A 2,168-nucleotide genomic window follows, 5' to 3' on the forward strand; every position below is an offset into this window, starting at 1 on the left:
TTCCTGACCATGCTCGGCATCATCATCGGCATCGCCTCGGTGGTGAGCGTGGTGGCGCTGGGGCAGGGCAGCCAGCAGACGGTGCTGGAAAACATCGCCTCCATCGGCACCAATACCATCAATATCTATCCCGGCAGCGGGTTCGGCGACATGCGCTCGGGCCGGGTGCGCACGCTCAAGCCCAGCGACGCCGACGCGCTGGCCAAGCAGGGTTTTGCCGACAGCGTCACCCCGCAGGTTTCGGCCAATGCCACGGCGCGCTATCGCAACACCGCCTCCAACGCCTCGGTGACCGGGGTGGGCGTGGGCTATTTCCAGGTCAATGGCCGCAGCTTCACCGCGGGGGCGGGCTTTACCGAACAGAGCATCGAGGACCGGGCGCAGGAGGCGGTGATCGACCAGAACGCCGTCAGCGCCATCTTCACCGATGGGGAAGATCCCATCGGCAAGGTCATCATGCTGGGCAAGGTGCCGGTGCGCGTCATCGGGGTGGTGGCCACCATGTCCGGCTTCGGGCCGGGGGGCAACAATGCCAATATCTACCTGCCCTATACGGCGGCCATGGACCGGATCTTGGGCCAGAGCTACCTCAATTCCATCGCCATCCGCGTCGCCGACGATTTCGACATGAGCGAGGCCGAGGCGGAGGTGACGGCATTGCTGACGCGGCTGCATGGCGGCACGCAGGATTTTTTCCTGCAAAACACCGACACCATCCGCGAGACCATCCAGTCCACCTCGGCGACGCTGGCGCTGCTTATTTCCACCATCGCCGTGATCTCGCTGGTGGTGGGCGGCATCGGGGTGATGAACATCATGCTGGTCTCGGTGTCCGAGCGCACCAAGGAAATCGGCATCCGCATGGCGGTGGGGGCGCGGCGCAGCGATATCCTGCGCCAGTTCCTCATCGAGGCGGTGCTGGTGTGCTTTGCCGGCGGCGCCATCGGGGTGGGGCTGAGCTTCGGCTTGGGCCATCTGCTCACCGCCATCGTTTCGGGGGCGCGGCTGGCCTATTCGGGCGAATCCATCGCCTTGGCCATCCTGTCGGCCAGCCTGATCGGGGTGGTCTTCGGCTTCATGCCCGCCCGCTCCGCCGCGCGGCTCGATCCGGTGGAGGCGCTGGCGCGCGAATAGGGGGGAGGCGGCGCAATTCGGCCACGCCCACCAGCGTACACCTCACCCACAAGGGGGAGGGTGTTGACTGAAGCATGGGGGCATAAGCGTCACTTGCACAAGTTGCCCATCCGCCACGATCCTGCTGCCAATGAGCAATAATTTTCCCTTCGGGCTGGTTCCGGCCCGGCAGCGGCCCTAAACTGGCCACGAAAATTTCGTCTTTTCGGCGAAATGGGCGCCGGGCGGGGAAGGCTTAACGGAATCTTTCCGCCCGTGGGACAAAGATTGGCTTTGGCCCTTTCTGGTTGAAGCGTAATTGGGCGAGATCGGAACACTGCGAAGCGCGCGTCTGGTAACGAGTTTTGGCGCCTTGTGCGTGTCCCTGACCCTTCTGGTCGGGGCCAGCGCGCCCGTGTCCGCATTCGAGATTTTCGGCATACGCCTGTGGGGCGAGGCGGCCGACGCCGATGCCGAGGCGGTGATCGCCGACCCCCAGCCCTATCGCGCCAGCCTCAGCGTCAACGCCACCGGCCCGGTGGAAGCGGCGGTGCGCAATGCCTCGGCGCTGATCGCCGACCAGGACGAGCGGGCCTCGGGAGCGGCGGGGCTCTTGGCCAAGGCGCGCGGTGATTATCGCCGCATCATCGCCGCGCTCTATAATGAGGGCCATTACGGGCCCACCGTTTCCATTCGCATCGGCGGCGCCGAGGCGGCCAATCTGGCGCCCGATATCGATTTGCCCGATCCGGCCGAGGTGAGCATCGCCGTCGATCCGGGGCCGCTCTTTCATTTCAATGCCGTCACCATCGTCAACCAGGCGCCCCCGACGCGCGATCCGGGCGATCAGGTCGACCTGCCGGTGACGCGCGGCCTGGCCAGCGGGCAGGTGGCGCGCTCCTCGGTGATTTTACAGGCCGAGCAGCTGGCGCTGGAGGCCTGGCGGCAGCAGGGCTATGCCAAGCCCGCCATTGCCGGGCGCAACGTGGTGGCCGATCACGCCACGCGCCTCGTCGATGTCACCATCACCGTGCAGCCGGGCCGCAAGGCGGCGT

General features: G+C 66.1%; 1 protein-coding gene and 1 pseudogene. Both read left to right on the plus strand.

Annotated features, from left to right (window positions below):
* The coding region (locus VDP82_RS17360; RefSeq protein WP_323016074.1) for an ABC transporter permease at positions 1-1,134 on the plus strand (1,134 nt) is incomplete at its 5' end.
* Positions 1,135-1,492: 358 nt separating this feature from the next.
* A pseudogene (locus tag VDP82_RS17365) lies at positions 1,493-2,168 on the plus strand (outer membrane protein assembly factor); the annotation flags it as partial.

The organism is Devosia sp. (assembly GCF_034675085.1).
In the GTDB taxonomy this organism is placed as follows: Bacteria; Pseudomonadota; Alphaproteobacteria; order Rhizobiales; family Devosiaceae; genus Devosia.